The 17401-nt window shown below is 35.1% G+C and carries 15 protein-coding genes; 1 reads left to right on the plus strand and 14 read right to left on the minus strand.

The window, feature by feature from the left end; translation table 11 throughout:
- Nucleotides 1–255: 255 nt before the first annotated feature.
- The 14 genes from LQZ76_RS07035 to LQZ76_RS07100 all read right to left on the minus strand — a co-directional run bounded on the left by LQZ76_RS07035 (nt 256) and on the right by LQZ76_RS07100 (nt 16311).
- Nucleotides 256–1029: a hypothetical protein gene (locus tag LQZ76_RS07035; RefSeq protein ID WP_230099042.1), complete on the minus strand. Its 774-nt coding sequence runs from the start codon at nt 1027–1029 to the stop codon at nt 256–258.
- Nucleotides 1030–1046: 17 nt separating this feature from the next.
- A complete protein-coding gene (locus LQZ76_RS07040; protein ID WP_230099043.1) occupies nt 1047–1469 on the minus strand; it encodes a GNAT family N-acetyltransferase in 423 nt (140 codons plus the stop codon).
- 71 nt (nt 1470–1540) lie between these two features.
- Nucleotides 1541–2728 (minus strand): DUF3114 domain-containing protein, encoded by a 1188-nt coding sequence (locus LQZ76_RS07045; RefSeq protein WP_230099044.1) that lies wholly within the window; start codon nt 2726–2728, stop codon nt 1541–1543.
- Nucleotides 2729–2868: 140 nt separating this feature from the next.
- Complete coding sequence (locus tag LQZ76_RS07050; RefSeq protein WP_354002062.1) at nt 2869–3636, minus strand: helix-turn-helix domain-containing protein; 768 nt, start codon at nt 3634–3636, stop codon at nt 2869–2871.
- Between the two features lie 639 nt (nt 3637–4275).
- Nucleotides 4276–5286, minus strand: a complete 1011-nt coding sequence (locus LQZ76_RS07055) for a helix-turn-helix domain-containing protein (RefSeq protein ID WP_230099046.1) — start codon at nt 5284–5286, stop codon at nt 4276–4278.
- Between the two features lie 5 nt (nt 5287–5291).
- Nucleotides 5292–5465: a hypothetical protein gene (locus LQZ76_RS07060; RefSeq protein ID WP_230099047.1), complete on the minus strand. Its 174-nt coding sequence runs from the start codon at nt 5463–5465 to the stop codon at nt 5292–5294.
- A gap of 40 nt (nt 5466–5505) precedes the next feature.
- A complete protein-coding gene (locus LQZ76_RS07065) occupies nt 5506–6360 on the minus strand; it encodes a hypothetical protein (RefSeq protein ID WP_230099048.1) in 855 nt (284 codons plus the stop codon).
- Nucleotides 6350–7792 (minus strand): glycosyltransferase, encoded by a 1443-nt coding sequence (locus LQZ76_RS07070; RefSeq protein WP_230099049.1) that lies wholly within the window; start codon nt 7790–7792, stop codon nt 6350–6352. Before LQZ76_RS07070 ends, LQZ76_RS07065 begins: the two co-directional genes overlap by 11 nt.
- Before the next feature lie 27 nt (nt 7793–7819).
- A complete protein-coding gene (gene asp3, locus LQZ76_RS07075) occupies nt 7820–8722 on the minus strand; it encodes an accessory Sec system protein Asp3 (protein ID WP_230099050.1) in 903 nt (300 codons plus the stop codon).
- Nucleotides 8722–10329 carry an accessory Sec system protein Asp2 gene (gene asp2 / locus LQZ76_RS07080; RefSeq protein ID WP_230099051.1) on the minus strand — a complete coding sequence of 536 codons (1608 nt, stop codon included), beginning with the start codon at nt 10327–10329 and terminating at the stop codon, nt 8722–8724. The genes asp3 and asp2 overlap by 1 nt, the downstream gene beginning before the upstream one ends.
- Entirely contained in the window at nt 10304–11959 is a 1656-nt protein-coding gene (gene asp1, locus LQZ76_RS07085; RefSeq protein WP_284705994.1) for an accessory Sec system protein Asp1, read from the minus strand. The genes asp2 and asp1 overlap by 26 nt, the downstream gene beginning before the upstream one ends.
- 11 nt (nt 11960–11970) lie before the next feature.
- Nucleotides 11971–13182 carry an accessory Sec system protein translocase subunit SecY2 gene (locus LQZ76_RS07090; RefSeq protein ID WP_230099053.1) on the minus strand — a complete coding sequence of 404 codons (1212 nt, stop codon included), beginning with the start codon at nt 13180–13182 and terminating at the stop codon, nt 11971–11973.
- A gap of 10 nt (nt 13183–13192) precedes the next feature.
- A complete protein-coding gene (secA2, locus tag LQZ76_RS07095) occupies nt 13193–15565 on the minus strand; it encodes an accessory Sec system translocase SecA2 (RefSeq protein ID WP_230099054.1) in 2373 nt (790 codons plus the stop codon).
- A 458-nt stretch (nt 15566–16023) separates the two neighbouring features.
- Nucleotides 16024–16311, minus strand: a complete 288-nt coding sequence (locus LQZ76_RS07100; RefSeq protein ID WP_230099055.1) for a hypothetical protein — start codon at nt 16309–16311, stop codon at nt 16024–16026.
- Between LQZ76_RS07100 and LQZ76_RS07105 the strand changes: the two genes are divergently transcribed.
- On the plus strand, nt 16259–17401 hold a 1143-nt coding region (locus LQZ76_RS07105), incomplete at its 3' end, for an MSCRAMM family adhesin SdrC (protein WP_230099056.1). The genes LQZ76_RS07100 and LQZ76_RS07105 overlap by 53 nt on opposite strands.

Raw genomic sequence — 17401 nt, forward strand, 5'->3', positions numbered from 1 at the left:
TTGTCCTCCCAATTTTCCTTGTTACTTTTATATTACTGACAAAAGCACGTCCACCCAGATTTTAATATTATCTAGATTACAATTGTAGTTTATCATTATATTTTAGCGAATTAATCAACGTCCGTAAACTAGCAATCATACTGGTTTCACAATGCTTATCACAAAATAATCATAAAAAAAGGATGTTTGCAAAAGTCACTAAGCTAACTTTTGCAAACATCCTCTATTCGATGCCTATCGTTAAAACTTTAGGCATTAGTCTTGATACGGCTTTAAAATTTGTTGATACGCTTTTTGGGCATTTTTATCCGGTGATACAAAGATTTGGCCATTAACTGGCGTCGCATTTTGACCATCTGGTTGCCCATTTAGCCCAACTTGGCCAAACCCAACTAATGGACTTGTTGCGTTGTCAACCTCATACACGACCCCATCATCCCCTAATAAGTATTTATATATTGGTAAGGCCAGATTAACTTGCGGCGCATAGCCCGCATATGATGTCCCGCCAGTTTGAAGCTGTTGCTTAGGCACGGCGCCAATTTGTTTTTGTAATGATGTAAAAAATACGACCCCACCCAATAAATGTAATTTAAATTGGTGATACGCACCGGCATTCGTGACTTGCATTAAGCCATTTGGCGCCTTAGCGTACCATGCTGATGTAGTGTTATTGGTGGGGCTAAAAATCCAATCTGTGACCGCAAACCCCATACCTTGACCATATTGCGCCGCCCAATTATAAAAATCAGCTTGGACTACTGAACTTGGGCCACCCGTATAGGTTGCGAGTTGTTCGTTAAATAATTGCTGCATTTTTTGTGGATTATAGTGCAGCTCCCGCGGTGATTTTGGTTTGTTAATAACCGCTTTAGTAGATTTTTTGGCATGCTTGGTCGTCGAACTTTGTGAACTAACACTAGAATTTGATGTTTGGGGTTGATTAGCCTGTTTTTGATAATACAAAGCTCCCGCCCCGATAACCATTAGAATTGCTCCTAGCCAAATTTGAAATTTTGTAATACGCATCAGTCAACTCTTCTTTATCAGTTATTTTGGTAATAGCGAAGCACCCAATATGGTTTGTCCGCTGTGTTTTCATGTATTTTCTGCCACCCCAATTGTTCATAAAATGTTAACGCCGTTTGATTTTGGCTCAAACACTTTAATTCAAAATCACCTGCTGCGGTGGCCAAGGCAGCTGCTACTAGTTGCTGTCCGATCCCTTGTCGTTGAAAACTCGGGGCCACAAACAGTAGGTGAATAAATCGCGTTGGTTGGTAAATTGAGATGAAGCCTTGAAGATTTTCACCATCAGTTGCAACAAGCACAAGCTCATCAACAGTATCATTTGCAAAATCACCTAATTTGCCGGAATGTTCTGCTGCAAATACCGGGCTACTCTGGCGGCTCGTTAAATAAATGCACTCTAATTGTTGGCGATCCTCGGCACGCCTTAGTCTAATCATGTTTTTCTCCTGAACCGTTTATTTTAAGCGTATTATGGCTGTTTTTTAACCTAGCGTCAATCAATGATTAACTAGATGTTTTCATTTAAATGCAAATAAAAGCGATTAAACCCATAGACCCGGTGTAACTCAAGCTGGCGACACTCCTTAACATAGTCCTGATAGGCAGCTAACCGACTATCATCAGGAATCTCCTGCCAGGCTAAAAAATCATCATGCCCCCCGACATTTACAATATCAACATACCGTCCACCACGATTGTAATCTTTTTCATAACGCCAATAATTAGTTGCCTTACGCCGTAATAATGGATCACTTGGATGTTCAATATCCAATAAGCGATGCGAACGATGCTGTGGTTTACCATAATTAAATGATTCCGTATTAGCAACTTGTTCCAGTTCTAACACATTGTAATGACCAGGATTACTATCAATGGTCCCATCTTCATTAATCCGATAAACATTCCATTCGCTCACAAAGGCACTCGTCGTTAAATCGACAATAAATTCCACCATTTTAGTATGTTGTGATATTTGAACTTTCATATTTTTGGGAAAAGTAAATACTTCATGATACCGATTATGATAGTTGGCCCCCGTTTGATAATCTAACCCAATACCCCGTTCATGGGCATATTCAAGTAATTTGTCATAATCGGTGGCACCATTTTGATTCTGGCGGATATAATCAATACATTGGCGATCAATGTAACTGCGAAATGCATGGACTTTAAAGGCCAACTCGCAATTTTGCTCATCCAGTTGTTGTGGCTTATTATTGCGTGCATACATATCTAACGTCTCACGTGGAAAAGCCTTTTGAATCGTTTGCCGTAAAATAGTTAAAAATAAACTCACCGGTGCTAGTTTAGGATCAATTTTAAATGGGCCCGCTAATTGTAAAAAACCAAATTCATCGCACTTAGCTTGTAATTGATTAAACATTAATTGTAATTTATCGGACGCCCGTAAATTACTAGCTTGAAACATTTTAGTATACACAGATGAACCAACTAAAAATGTCATCGCATAGACCACTGCCTGTTGCTCTCCCTGACTATTGGCATCCTGTTTTAGTGCAATGGCGTTCTTTGCATAACGACAGTAAGCCCGGATGGCCGGTTGATCCCAACCAACGGACTTTAGATGATGCACTGCCTCGATTAAATCTTGCCATGCGCTTGGCGTAATATTTTTCGTTTGCACAATCCCTAATTGTCGATACTGATCGATTTTTTGTAACCATTGATTTTTCATTGTCAGCCCCCCTGCTTTGCAACTCAAACGTGGTTATTGTCGTTTTCTACTAATTAAATTATAGCAAATTTAGCCTTAGACACTAAAAAAGTGCCCTCACACCCCATGTGAAAACACTTTTTAACAAAAATTATTGATAATTACTCTTCATCAAAATTTTTAGTCTTTGCTGGAAACCATTGATCAATTTGATCACGTGACATTCGCTTAATTCGGGTTTGAAAACGTTCCAGTGATTCTGGATTTTCTGAACTCATCCAAACCGATACCATGACAGTAAAAATTGACACAATATATTCTACTGTTAAACTATCACTTTTATCCATATCAAAATTTTGTAAAATGATTTGTTTATAACGACTAGTTATGAATTTTTTCCACACTTCACTTATGTATGGCCGCGTATACAATAAATTTAACGCAAAATGTTTCTCATATAAAATAGGCGCTAAATCATCAATAAAAATAGCTTCAATACTTGCACCCTTAACTATTTTATGTTCAATTCGACAAACAATATCCTGATCAACACAATTAATAAAGCCATAGATTAAATCTTCAAACGTTGAAAAATGTTTTTCAATTTCGACTTGGCTTTTATTGGCAAGTTGGGCAATTTTAGCAAAGCTCGGTCTTTTACTTGGTGATTCAACCATGCTTTGTTTAAAAGCTTGCAAAATAATTGCGATTTCTTTTTCTCGTTGATCGTCAGAGGAACTATCAAAAAAGTAATCAATGGTTAAATTATACTTCTCGATAATTGTAAACATCATATCTGCCGTGGGCTCACTCACCCCCCGTTCCCATTTTGAAACCAATTGGTAAGATATAAATAATTCTTCAGCCAATTCTAATTGGGTTAGGTTATTAACTTTTCGTAGTAATTTAATTCGTTCACCAATATTAATGGTCTTTACCCCCTAGTTATAATAATTTGGACATACCATTTAAAATCTTGCAATAACTTTTTATTCTCTCTACTAACTTATTTAATTATATGATTTTTAACGTTAAATTGATACTATATGATTAATGATATAGGTAATATTACGTTGAATATTACACAAAGTGTCGCTCCACTTCGTCAAATATCTAACTTACATATTATCTGTACCGCCACATAACATACATTCTATATCAATTTCTATCTTATGAGGCACATGGGGGAGATACTGTACCTTATCCGTCAAATGCTTGAAGAACATTATTTGCTCTCTAATGTTCTTCAGCACACCAAATATACCGGGGGGATTTTGTTTGGTGCCTAAAGCATATACACTAAATTTTAGTGTATTCCTATATCTTTAGTACTACTAGCATCGTCAATTAGCGATGCTAGTAGTACTTTTTGTTTTAAATTATCATTTATTATTAGAATTAAGTTTAATCATCAGCAAATGTATTGCCAACGTGCATGAAGGCCAGCAATATCAAGCAATATACTAAATAAGTCCTTTGAAGAAAATTCTTCAAAGGACTTATTTTTGTATTTAAAACTACTTGTATCTTAAAAGTAACTTTGTATGTTGCATTAACCTTAACTAAAATTATAGATGTGTCGCTAATTTTTTAGTTGTTAAATTAGTAACCGCAAATGAATCTTGATCTAATAACTGTGTCCAATAATCATATTCAAAAGTTGACAATAATAATTTATGTTGTTCAACTAAATTTTTAGAGGCCATAATTAATTGCATTTGATCGTTTGGTCGACTGAAATTTTTCATATATTCCAGCAAATTTTTTACTAAAATAGTATCAAAAGTTTCATGGCCAATTTCGCTTAAAAAACTTTGAATTTCTTGTAATGTCTTTTTTGCTGATGCTAAATCATCAGCAAAAAATTGTAACATTGCAACATCCAACCAAATACCAAAAACAATTTTTAAGTCAGTCGCATGAACATACTTAAGTTGTTGTTTAATCCACCCTTTGACCAACAAAAAATTACTATTACGGCCGTAGCCATCTTTCTGATCAATGGTAAAATCAACGTACGCAAGGTATAAAATCACATCAAATAATGAAAAAGTTTCAACTTTTTCAAAGTAATTTTCCAAACGTTCCTGCTCGATATTCTTTGAATTATGTTGACCTTTATATTCCAAAGCATAGTAGCATAAGATCAAACGATAGATATCATCTTGCTCGCCTAGCTTACTTTGCTTCATTAATTCTTCTTCTAATATGTGATTACGTCCTCGGTTGGCAAGTTTACTATTAGTACCTGGATATGCTGTAACCAATAAAACATCTAAAAATTCTTCAGTATGGGGTACTAACAAGCTTAAAAATTCTGAATTAGTAAGCCCAATAATTTTTTTTATACCTAACACAAATTCCAATGGTAAATCAGTTTCATATTGCAACCAACGATAATATCTTGACCGCGATAAGTTTAATGTTCTTTCGAAACGCTGCACTTTAATGCCTTTAGCTTTACGAATTTTTTCAACTTCCTCACGCTGAATACCCACTGCCATTACGCTGGTCTCAGGTACTTCCAATGTTGGACATCTCTCTAATACTACGCGACTTAATCCTAACAAAGGTTTCATATAGCTTACCCCCTAAAATAACTATAAAACTGATACAAAGTACTTGATAAGATAATTACCCCCACGATAATTGAAACAATTATTTGTACTTTATTTTTCTTTTCTGTGGATTTATCAAAGACCTCCTCACGTTCTTTATCGAAGCGACTTTGAATATCTTGATCTAAATTTAATTTCATATATATATCCACCACCCTTTGGATATCTTAGTGTTACTGCTTAGTTATTGATAATTAACTTATCATGTGGCACATCTTTTGGAATTTTGTTGGCCATGTCTTCGGTTAAGACCACATGTTGTACATAATCAATTTCATTAGTCAAAATTTGATACAGATTACCTTTTATGTGACCAGATTCATCAATGGGATCTTCATTTAAATATAATGTGTTTTTTGACTTTGTGTTCTTTAATGCTAACAATTCAATCCCCATATAATTAATACCAATTGTATCTTTTGGTCCCACCAATTTAGCTAATTGGTCTTGGTAAAATTCAAGGTTGTTATCATAAGTTGCCACAAGTTGTTTCGTCTTTACATCATATACGCGGATGTAATTCAAATTACCTTGATAGAAGAAGTAACGTACCGCTGCAAATTGATTTTCATCATAAAAATCAATTTCTTGGACTTCATTACGCGTGTAAAAAAGATTGCTAAAGAGGAAGCCATCACTAGCATATTCCTCAATATAATCCAATTCACCTTTAGTATTCAGATAACGAACTTCTTTTACAATTCGTCGGCTATTTGGATATGTGTATACTTCACCAATCGTCAAACCATCATTGATGATTGAAATTGAACCATCACGATTCATTGTAATTTCAGCTAAATCAACCGTTGGAAAATCATTAAAAAAGTAACCTTCTTTTGATGATTTATAAGCCAAACGTCCAGTTAATTGGTCAATTAAACTTGTTATTTTAACATTTTCTTGTTCTGCAATTTTACCTAAGGCTGGTGATGGCGCTAACATCACGACCGTCCCTTGATTTTTTTCCACGCGCGCTTTACTAGCCGCCCAAATCTTATCACCAGTATTAATAATGTTTAAAAGTTCATAGTTCATCAATTAAATCCCCCCATTTTTTAGCTAACACACTGTCTTTAAATTCAGAAACTGATCGGCGTGCATTTCGCACTAAATTTGAATAATTAGCTGCTAACATCTTTTCGCCGGCTTTAGCTAATTGTTCCACAGAATCATCATCATTTCCGCGATCAAAACTTGCTAAGAAACCATTTTCACCATCATGAATAAGTTCAAGTGCCCCAAAACGTGCATTGAAAGATAGAATTGGTAACGCTGCATTCAATGCTTCGATGTAGGTTAAACCAAATCCTTCCGAGAAAGACCCAGAAATAAAGGCATCGTATTGTGGATAAACTTGATCAACATGATTTGAATGACCTTTCAACTTAATGTAATCACCTGCTGAAAGTTCCAAGATAACTTCTTCAAGTTTATTTTTAGTTTCACCTTGACCATATATATCAAGGCTAACTTTATGGCCTGCTTCATGTAATTTAGCAATTGCGCGGACACATAAATCAATATGTTTTTCTTCCGCTAATCGTGAGACACTGACAAACTTAAAGACGCCATTATTTTTCTTTTGTACTTTAGCTTTTGGCTTTTTATCACGAATCCCCCCCACTGGAATCGCAACAATCTTATTCGTATCATTTGGAAAATCAACTAATAGATCTTCTCTTTGTAACTTGGTTGCCACAACTACTCGATCAACTTTATCCATATGCATTAACATATATTCATAATAGTTATTCCATAATGGATGTTTAGGATCATTGCGATCAGAAAGGTGATCAGCGTGGACTAATTCAATAATTTTAATTCCTAAATCACGCATTTTATATAAGGCAGCTTCTGATTCCTCACCACGGTCAATGATGAACGTGTTTTTACCTTCATAATATGCATTTAATTGTTCAAAGAAAAATTTTTGTAATAACACTTCATTTTCAAAATACAAGTGTTGGCCTTTAAAATCAAACAAGTGAATACTTTTAAGCAAAAACTCACGGTGTGGTTCATTATCATATTCAAACATCACCATACGTTTACCAGTCTGTGCATTAAAGATTTCAACGCGTGCCGTACTTACTAGTAACATATTGGGCTTTTTAGGATCTGGAAACTTAACCATATGTTCAATGATTGTTAAACCAGATGAAGTTTGACTAGTAAACATCCGATTGGTATTTGTACTATCAATCACCATATCAGATTTAACAGCTTGCTTATACAATGGTCCATGATCTAGATATTTATCGCCATACACGAAGTATTCCCACATATTGATTACTTGGTCATTACGAAGGTTCCACGCGTCCATTGCTTCGTGTAATTCACGAACCAATTCAACAAACACATAACGATATGGAATGCCTGCTTTATCAAATAACTCCCCACGATAAAACTGAGCATGTTCAACTCCTGAATTACCGATTCCCATTGCTCTATTAATAAAGAAATTCATTATATTCCCCCTATATACATCCACCTATTAGTGGCTTGTCTGCATTTTTTTGACTATTTTTAGCCATGGATTTTTTTGTAACTGATTGGCAATTTGATACAATTCCCGTTCTAATAACGATGATTCATCTAATTTCAATGCAATCTCAACTTGGTGCCTAAGAGCATGTTGCAATGTATGATTTGTCAATCCGGAATTATTTTCAAATAAAATATGCTCTAACACCGAAAGTGACAAATGTTCATCATCTTGCACTAGTAGATGCCACCACTCGCGAATTGATTGTAAAATTTGTAAATCATCCAATTTATTAGCATCAAAATCATTTAAACGCCAAAACATTATATTTTCATCTAAGCTATTAAGTTGGTATGTCTCATTAGCCACATTTACCTGTGAAAAGATAATTTTTAATACTTTATTCGGTGCTTGTAATGGCTTAACACTTACAAAATTAAATTTATCATTTACATTAATCTCTACCTGCGTTGCCACTAGGTGATCAACTAATGTAAAGTTTTTAAAATTAATTTTTTGATGTCCAATATTCATAATGCTGACTTCATAATGCGTAGCATCATTTGGATAAATGAACGTCCCCGCTAAATCATCAAAATTTAAATGATCTATTTGTTCATTATTAACACCATAGAAATTGACGACCCAGTAAGCCCCATTTGCTGGCTCCACGTTATAATCCATCTTGATTGTGTACTCATGTCCATGCACCAAAATTGGTAAAGTTGGAAATGCACGATCATTTGAAAAATTTCGTTTAGAATACCAGGTCATAATTGCCAAGTTCGGTGACATCAATGGATTACTAAAATCAACACTATCTTCTAGAAACTGAATCGTTGACCCGTAATTATAACTATCACCAAATGCGTTTTCCCAATTAATTTTAAAGATTGGTTTTGTCGTCATCATCAATTAACCTCATCTTTTGAAATGCGACCGAAGTCATGCTCTAAGATAAAATTATAATGTCTAAAGAAACTCGCTACGATTCCTGGAGTATCATCATTATGTCGCCCGATAAATCCCCGGTGAATAATTTGGACATTTGGATAACGCTTTTTTAATTCTTCATATAATTGTGGAAATGCATGTTCATCATAATCATCATTTTCCATATAAGATATGAAGAATTTAGTGTTTTTTAATACACCGCGATTAAACTTAGTCCAAAAACGTTTATTCAATTTTTCAGCCGCTTCTTGACTAACTTCACCCATTGTATTCATCAAAACGTCTAAAGACGTTGGAAATACTTCTGGCCGATTGATTCGTTCGTTAAGCGCCACATCACCAATATTAACTAGCGGCTTCCCCACAATTACGGCAGCAGGTCGAATATCAGGTGCATAATATAAGGAAGCAAACGTTCCCATCGACAATCCCGACATGACTATTTGATCATTTTTAAAACCCATACTGCGGCTAGTCTTTTTTATGATTTCAACAACTTTATTTTCCAGATCGGGATTCCCCATGTAAAAGGCGCCCCCTTCAAGTCTTGAGTCAGCAATTAATAAAAATGGCGAACCCATTCCATGCATCATTCGTTGACCTTCAAATCCTTCCAACGTCCGATAACCTGAAAAGTAAACATTCAATGGTGGCTTAAAATCACCTGGATTGAAGTAGTATAGGATTTCTCCTGCGACCTTTTGCTTATTGTCATTAATACTATCACCACCCAAAATCATCTTACCGTGTGATAGGTGCGATTGACGGACATGGATTTGACCGAGGTTAATTGTTCCTTTACCACCTTTGACATACATTGATGTCGCAAGATAAACATTCCGATCACCCGTACCAAAAACATAACCTGCATCATTGATTTCTTTTTGCGTTACGATGTGCGTATCAATTACATCCATCGTACCTTCTTGAATTAAAAAGATTTTGAAATAGATATCATCTTCAGCAAACTCACCTTCAATATCGTATTCTGGTAGGTAATCCCAATATGAGTTCTTTGGTAAGTAATTATTCATTTTTACTGAAAGAACTTGTGCATTTTTTTCCTGGCTAAAATCACTAGTTACCGAAATTAACACATGGCCCTTACGTTGTACTGCCCCTGTGAATTGTGGTGCAATTTCAATGGCATCAGGTGATAATCGAAAACCATTTTGACGACCAAATACAACATAATTCAAAGTTCCCTTAATTGCAGTTGCATCAGTAAAATCAACTGGGACTGCCGCAATCAAATTGAGTAAGGCTTGTGACTCATCACTTATATCATTATGCGTATTATAAATCAGCGTGTATCGGACCAATTGCTTGTACAACTCTGGCTCTAGCTTAAATTGCTTAATCTTACCTAAAGCAATCGGCACATCCCGTAGCATCTTATCATCCGCCCACGCTTTAAGAATTGCACTTAATTTTTCCTGGCTATACATCCCATCAAATAAGTTAGCCGTTGAAAAATACACGGATTTTTTTTGATCAAAATTACTAAATTCGGCTTCATTATCACCTAAGCAAATAACCTTAATTTTTTGCTTTTCCTTTTCCATAACCAACCTCCTTCCACTTAGTAATTAGCTTGGTATCACTATATGCACTACCTAACTTAACATCGTAGACGAGCGTATCATTCCAAACATTTAGCTCATAAACATACTTATCTAAGTAGTGATTAAGTTGCTTCAAGGTTTGAATGATAGCCCCATTATTTGGTTCATGTAAAAATTCAACTTTTTTGGCAAGTAATAACGGGATTCCCGTTTCAATGGCTTGCATAGCTGGATATAAATCCAAATTATTGTTCAAATCGACATAAAGACGTGCTTTCAAAATTAATTGATGCCACTTATCTTTATTTAAGTTCTTTTCAAAACTTATATTATGCAAAGTCTGAACAAGCGTAACCATATTGTTGTAATCAATTGGATTTTTCTTTTCCAATTCTCGAATTGCTTTTAATAAATCCGGATTTGGTTTATTCGCTTGTTTAGCTAGGACATACTCTTCAATCAATCCTAAGTCAGGATTATCACCATTGATTGCTAACTTTGCATTCAAATATTCTTTAATAGATGTCATCATTAACTGCGTATCCGTCGAATTTTCAACCGCCATAATTAATGTTAAATCAGTATCTTTTAACATTAGCTCTAAGACACTTTTAATTATTTTGATTGTTTCCGCCGCGGTTTTTTTAGTTGCATTTACTAAGATGTTAGTTTCAACCAGCGTATTACTTAACCCCAAATCTAGTTGGATCGCATAGGGTGTAATAACCTTAATTTTTTTAAGGTCAATTGCTAATTTTTGGCTCTTAATCATTGCAATTAACTTTTCATAGGCTTCTTGCTCTGGAATAACAACATTTTTGGCTGCGACTAATAATTCTCGTAATTGTTTAGTAAGCGTATCAGCAACAATGGTATTTAAAGTTGCTTGTTCTAGATAAGGTATGATTGGATACTTTAAGCTTACTTTTTGGATAAACTCAGTTGGTGTTACATCATTAACCGTTACAATAAATGGTTCTTGAATTGAATGGGCGTATTTATCAAACACTTCAATTAGAACCGCTTGCAGAGTAGCATAGTTTTTCTGTTTAAACTTACTATACGCAACCGGATAAATGGTAATGCCATTTCCCGTGTTTGTTACTTGCTCACTTAGCATTAATTGGCCCTGTTGATTGAAGTAAAAACTTTGTGCTGGTTCATCTGGTGTGGCTAAAAGATCACGTCTTGATAAAAAGCCGCGGTCATCATAATAATCGATGACATCTTGCTGCCCGTTAGCAAAATAAATTACCTGGCATAGGATTGCATCGTTATACGGCACAAGGCGTGCATATATTTGATCCAAATAATATACATTAATTCCAAATGGTGTATATATTATTTCTGCATTTTCCGGTAATGCGAGATCAGCCAATGTTATTGGTTGTCCATTCTTGATTGTTATCCCCTGTAACTCATCATACAATGACCAAACATTAGCACTATTTAAATTTTGACTTTCTAGTTGATAGCGTAATACTGGCGTATAACTTGTACTTATTAATTCAAATTCTTCCTTATTATCAGTCAGTGTATTAGCTAAATTAACTACATAATCAAAATTAATATCTACCGCATTCCAGTTCCATGTGGTCATTAATCGTAGCATTGTTCTCCCCCTAGACATCTTGGTGCTTATTATAGTTTGAATATTGAATAGTGCCGTCGCTCCCAAATTGTCCGAACTTCTTCAATAAAAGTATCAATAATCGTAACTAAAATAATTACACTACTCATTAAAAATGATAATGGTCGTACCATTGGCACCCATAATCCCACAACTAATGGGACAACTGTGATACAAACAAAAAAGATGTTCCCAATCGCTGTCATAAATAATAAATGTTTATTCAACATTTGTTCAGTTGCGTCACCAGGTAAATATCCTAATACATAATCACCAGATTCCTTTAAATCTTTGGCAATATCACTAGGCCGAACATTAACATAGGCAAAACAGATTCCCAATAAAATCATTAAACTAGCGTAAATTAAAACCCCTTGCCAACTCTCAAATGATAAAAATTTTGTCAAAATCGATGGACTACTGTACTGCAACTTTGCCATGAGTAAGTATTGCGGAATTGTAAAAATTGTTAACGCGAACATTAACGGCATTGATCCAGCAGGAATTGCTTTAATTGGAATGTAAGAATTTGCAAAGTCATTATCCAAACCGGTTCGTTGGACATTGATTCTTAACTCAGAGTGGTTCAAAAAGACCCCCACCCATGCTAAAAACAATACAATTATCCAACCAATAACGCCTGCCAAAAGGCTGAAATGAATTTTTTGACCACCAAAATTGTGTAAAATTGATGGTAAATTAAATAATAATCCGGGCACAATTAGGATTGTTGCCCCACCAAGTCCTTTACGTACATTCATATCAGCTAACCAAGTAATAAACATGGCCCCAGCAATCAATACGAACACGTTAACAATTTGAATCCGCCATGTAAGAATGTTACCTGTCGTTGGAAATTGGGCTGTCATTGTTTGAAAAGTAAAGAATCCTTGGAAACATGCAAAGAATAAGGTTAATATTTTTTGATAGGTTCCGCGACGTTTTTCTGACATTCGTTTATTAATGTCTTTATCGATGAGTGGTAAAAGTTGCCAAATCATCAATGATGTCATATATGGTCCAATTCCTAATGCAAAGATTGTTGGTAATGAAAGATTCCCACCAGTAACTAATGACAAGACATATGAGCTAAAACTTGTTTCATATGAATTTTCAAATTGCGTAGGATCGACCCCTGGTAAAAAAATATTTTTCCCAAGCGTAAAAACAACTAAAATAAAAATTGTAAATAAGCCTTTGTTGAGTAATTCGTGTTTTTTCATAAATCCCGCCTTATGGGAAGACGACATCAATAGTGCCGTCTTCATTCTTAATTAAGTCAGCAAGTAATAAATTCTTTAGAATTTGTTTTAAGATTGCTTTAGTCATTAAATCAAATGATTTAATTGCTTCACGTTGATATTCAAAAAATGGATTATGTTGACCCCAATTACGACCACTTACCACACTTTTAAGTTGTTGTAAGTGATCAACTTGTTCAATCCACATGGTATCAAGTGCTTTTAGGATAACTAAACGTTCATAGTATATCCGTTGGCTATCATCATTGATTGATGCTAATTTATCAGCAATTGCATCTTGCAAACTTTCTTTAAAGGCCTGGTAAAATTCTGATGAACGACGATTCTTTAGGGTTCCTAAGACCGCTCTTGGAATTTTAAATCCATACGCAACATTGTTGTAGTAAAAATCTGATAGTTCTTCTTCTGTTAAGGTTTGCTTTGTTATCATGTCCAATGTCACACTTATTACAGACTGATCAATAACTTTACGATAGTCATTTGCTTCTAAGACTTTATTGCGTGTCTTGTACAGCGTATCACGTTGACTTTTTAAAACTTGATCATATTCTAGTGTCTGAAAGCGTTCCATTATTTCTTGATTCTTTTGGACATTTTGAGCTTTTGTTACGGCTTTTAATGCTAGTCGACTTTCGGAAAGCTTTTCATTTAGTTTATTAGTACCACTTAGTTTTTTAGCAAGCTTACTACGGAAACGGTTTACGCGTTTACCACCATTTTCCAAAACTAACTTATCTTCAAGTGAAACATAGAAAATACTTTCACCTGGACTCCCTTGACGACCGCTGCGTCCCCGTAATTGGTTATCAACCCGCGCATTGGCCATCCGTTCAGTCCCAATAACTAACAATCCACCGAGTTCCTCCACTCCAGGACCTAACTTAATATCGGTTCCCCGGCCAGCCATTGACGTTGCTACGGTAATGGCATTTTTTTGCCCGGCTAATTTAATAATACTAGCCTCCTTAGCAACACTCATTGCATTTAATAGTGTATGTGACATACCTTCACGCAACAAAATATGGGAATATAATTCAGACATTGAAACAGAACCGGTTTCAATAAGGATGGGCCGACCAATCGCATGGGCTGCTTTAACTGCTTCTAGTGATGCAAAAATTTTTGCTTGATTACTAAGATACACCTCGTCTGGATGATCAATTCGGGCAATCGGTTTATGCGTTGGTATTTTTATAACATCCAAGCCGTATGTTTCAAAAAATTCATGTTTATCTGTGCTAGCAGTCCCTGTCATCCCAGAAAGATGTTTAAACATTCTAAATAGATTTTGATACGTAACTGATGCCATGGCCCGTGTTTCCAAACTTACCTCAAGGTGCTCTTTTGCTTCAATTGCTTGATGTAAACCTGCTTGTAATTTAGTTCCCGTCAATTTACGACCATTAACTTTGTCTAATAAGACAAGTTGCTGATTTTCAACAACATAATCTCGATTCAATAAAAATAAATAATTTGCTCGTAAAGCTAACAACAGATGCCGATAGACACTGGTCCATTCTGCTCCTAACAAATTCGTTATACCCAACTTTTCTTCGATATGCTCAATCCCAGTTGTTGTAAACCATATTCGTTTTAAATCATCTGATTGTTCAAAATCAATATCTTTTTGCAAACTTTGAATCATCCGGTCACTAGAAGTATATAAATTTGATTGTACCCGTGGTGCCCCAGAAATTAGCAATGGGGTTTGTGCCATATCCAATAAAACGGCATCAATTTCATCAATCAAAGCAAAATTAAACTCTTTTATATACTGTTCTTCAGTGTCCGAGGCTAAATTATCAAATAGATAATCAAATCCTAGTGCACTATTAGTGGTATAAACAATATCTGCTTGATAAATTTTTTCTTTATCACGGGCAGATTCTTCAAATTCACTCGTTGCAACTCCAACATCAACGGTTAAGCCAAGCCATGAGTATACTCGGCCAATATCTTTCCCATCCCGAAGTGCTAAATACGTATTTGATGTAATCAAAAAATTCCCCGGACCAGTTAAACCATAAAGATACATGGTCATCGTAGCTGTAAGTGTTTTACCTTCCCCAGTCTTCATTTCAGCAACATTATTAAAATATAATGCTACTGCTCCCACAATTTGATTGAAATAAGGTTCCATTCCCAAAACTCGACGATCAGCTTCACGAACTGTTGCAAACGCTGGAATTAATAAATCATCCAATTTTTTACCGCTTGCTAATTCCTTTCGCAAAATTGTGGTTTGTTGCTTTAATTCATCATCACTCATCTTTTGATAGCGTGATGCTTGATCCACAACTTTTTGTGCAATGGAAAAATAATGTTTTTCATTCTTCGCTTTCATATCTCCCCCCAAATACAATTCGCATATGTACGTGTTTTAATATACTCAATTTTTCTAAATTTGTAAAAAGATAAGTCTTAATAAATTTTATTTTTTTATATATTTGATAATCCATTAAATAAGATAAACAACATAATATTCAATAATACATGATTAAATTAATATTAATATGCATCTCAAAATAACTAAATTACGTACGCGTTTAACTATACTTAATTATTTACTATTTGTAAAAAGATAAGTCTCAATAAGGATTAATTTATATATATCATATAAATATTTAACATTTTATATGATATAACCATAAGAAAATCGATAAATATATTCTTAAATACATCAAAAAAACGATTATCCCTTATTAAGGATAATCGTCTTTTGTAATGTGATAATTCATTTGTATTTGCTTAAATGAGATTATCTAGCTATTTTATTGAAGAATTTACTACCAATTCAATAAATTATTTGGCTTCACGGTTTTTCTTAAAGAATTTAGCCAAACCGTACAATCCGATTGCATTCAAGGCAACACCTACAGCAGTTAAGGCTGCACTTTCAGATCCTGATTCGTCTGTTTTAGGCAATGTAGTTGTTGCACCAGCAGCGGCATTAGTTGTTACAGTAGCTGTTGTGTTTTGACCATTGCTACTGTTGCTGTTAATAACTACAGGCGTAACAGTTTGACTAGTTGAAGCAGTGTTTGATGCTGAAGTACTTGTTGAAGTACTTGTTGAACCACTGTTTGACACTGAGTTACTTCCAGAAATAGAAGCACTCTTAGAAGTAGAAGCACTTGTTGAGGCTGAATTTACAGATGACATTGACATACTATCTGAAACTGAACTTGATGTTGATGTTGATGTTGTCTCTGAAATTGATCCACTCTTAGAAGTTGAGGCACTTACTGAACTTGAATCAGACATAGATGCTGAGATGCTATCTGATGTTGATACACTAGTTGAATCAATTGTTGAAGCACTTACTGATGCTGAATCAGATACTGAAGTACTTGTTGATGCTGACGTTGAATCTACAACTGATGTTGATACTGATACTGATTCTGATCCAGCTTTTGAAGTACTTGCTGATTGTGATGCAGGTGCGTCACTTACTGAAGCACTTGCTGATTGTGAGTTAACAACTGACAATGACATGCTATCTGAAATTGATGCACTTGTTGATTGTGAGTTTACAGTTGATACTGAAGTGCTATCTGAAGTAGAAGCACTGATTGATGCTGAACCTGGGTTCATACTTGCTGATGCTGAATTAGATGCTGAAGCACTTGTTGATGCTGATGTTGAATCTGCAACTGATGTTGATGCTGATTCTGAATCAGATACTGAAGTGCTTGTTGAAGTTGATTTAACTTCTGAAGTACTTGTTGATGATGATGTTGAATCTACAACTGATGTTGATGCTGATTCTGAGGCAGCTTTTGAAGTACTTGCTGATTCTGAGTTAGCTTCTGAAGTGCTCATTGAAGTTGATTTAGCTTCTGAAGCACTTGTTGATGCTGATGTTGAATCTGCAACTGATGTTGATGCTGATTCTGATCCAGATACTGAAGTTGACTTAGCTTCTGAAGTACTTGTTGATACTGATGTTGAATCTGCAACTGATGTTGATGCTGATTCTGAATCAGATACTGAAGTGCTTGTTGAAGTTGAGTTAACTTCTGAAGTACTTGTTGATGCTGATGTTGAATCTACAACTGATGTTGATGCTGATTCTGAGGCAGCTTTTGAAGTACTTGCTGATTCTGAGTTAGCTTCTGAAGTGCTCATTGAAGTTGATTTAGCTTCTGAAGCACTTGTTGATGCTGATGTTGAATCTGCA

It is taken from the genome of Periweissella ghanensis (assembly GCF_918814755.1).
GTDB lineage: Bacteria > Bacillota > Bacilli > Lactobacillales > Lactobacillaceae > Periweissella > Periweissella ghanensis.

Bases quoted from the DNA above. Each gene is read 5' to 3' on its own strand.
- LQZ76_RS07035 (WP_230099042.1), bottom strand. From the start codon at position 1,029: ATGCGTATTACAAAATTTCAAATTTGGCTAGGAGCAATTCTAATGGTT.
- LQZ76_RS07040 (WP_230099043.1), bottom strand. From the start codon at position 1,469: ATGATTAGACTAAGGCGTGCCGAGGATCGCCAACAATTAGAGTGCATT.
- LQZ76_RS07045 (WP_230099044.1), bottom strand. From the start codon at position 2,728: ATGAAAAATCAATGGTTACAAAAAATCGATCAGTATCGACAATTAGGG.
- LQZ76_RS07055 (WP_230099046.1), bottom strand. From the start codon at position 5,286: ATGAAACCTTTGTTAGGATTAAGTCGCGTAGTATTAGAGAGATGTCCA.
- LQZ76_RS07060 (WP_230099047.1), bottom strand. From the start codon at position 5,465: ATGAAATTAAATTTAGATCAAGATATTCAAAGTCGCTTCGATAAAGAA.
- LQZ76_RS07065 (WP_230099048.1), bottom strand. From the start codon at position 6,360: ATGAACTATGAACTTTTAAACATTATTAATACTGGTGATAAGATTTGG.
- LQZ76_RS07070 (WP_230099049.1), bottom strand. From the start codon at position 7,792: ATGAATTTCTTTATTAATAGAGCAATGGGAATCGGTAATTCAGGAGTT.
- asp3 (WP_230099050.1), bottom strand. From the start codon at position 8,722: ATGATGACGACAAAACCAATCTTTAAAATTAATTGGGAAAACGCATTT.
- asp2 (WP_230099051.1), bottom strand. From the start codon at position 10,329: ATGGAAAAGGAAAAGCAAAAAATTAAGGTTATTTGCTTAGGTGATAAT.
- asp1 (WP_284705994.1), bottom strand. From the start codon at position 11,959: ATGTCTAGGGGGAGAACAATGCTACGATTAATGACCACATGGAACTGG.
- LQZ76_RS07090 (WP_230099053.1), bottom strand. From the start codon at position 13,182: ATGAAAAAACACGAATTACTCAACAAAGGCTTATTTACAATTTTTATT.
- secA2 (WP_230099054.1), bottom strand. From the start codon at position 15,565: ATGAAAGCGAAGAATGAAAAACATTATTTTTCCATTGCACAAAAAGTT.